This is a genomic window from Bartonella sp. AA2SXKL (genome assembly GCF_042197205.1).
In the GTDB taxonomy this organism is placed as follows: domain Bacteria; phylum Pseudomonadota; class Alphaproteobacteria; order Rhizobiales; family Rhizobiaceae; genus Bartonella.
On the sequence record NZ_JBHIRN010000125.1, the window covers coordinates 1 to 749 of the forward strand.

The following is a 749-nucleotide window of genomic DNA, read 5'->3' on the forward strand; positions in this document are numbered from 1 at the left end:
TAGATGCAGGATTTGCATTATAGCTTTCATCAATTAAATAAAATTCGCCTCCACTTGGTAAAGACAATCGATAACGAACACCGCGCCCCTTTTGAGGAGAAAAATAGCTCAAAGAGAGCAAAACAGGTTCTAAATCAACACCAATGGCATCACAAGCAGCAATAACAGCCAAACTATTTTGTATAATATGTCGTCCAGGAGCACCAATTTTCATTGCCCTATCCTGACCAGAAATACTAACAATCATAGAGGAATAATCTGTTAAAAGACGTATATCTTTCGCCTGATAATCGGAATTTTTAGTCTCACCAAAGCTTAAGATCCTTTTCACACTACATTGTTTTGCTTTTTGAACTAAATAAGGAAAAAAATCATCATCCGCATTTAAAACAGCAATACCCTCCTCATCCAGTCCCTCAAAAATTTCAGCTTTTGCGTCTGCTATTTCCTCAAGATTTTTGAAGAAACCCATATGTGCTGCAGAAATATGCGTAATGAGAACAACATGTGGATGGACCAACTTAACCAAAGGGCGAATTTCATCTTTATGATTCATACCAATTTCAAAGACACCATAATTACTCTCCGCAGGCATTCGCGCCAAGGTAAGCGGCACTCCCCAGTGATTATTCAAAGAAGCAGAATTCGCGTGAACCTTCCCAACAGTTGCCAGCACTTGTTTTAGAACTTCTTTTGTCGTTGTTTTTCCCACCGATCCTGTTACCGCTATAATTTTAGCCTTTGAGCGC

General features: G+C 39.1%; 1 protein-coding gene. It reads right to left on the reverse strand.

Annotation, left to right across the window (positions count from 1 at the left end; translation table 11 throughout):
• Nucleotides 1–749, reverse strand: a 749-nt coding sequence (murF, locus tag ACFINS_RS10200; RefSeq protein ID WP_375706202.1) for a UDP-N-acetylmuramoyl-tripeptide--D-alanyl-D-alanine ligase, incomplete at both ends; no start/stop codon positions are given.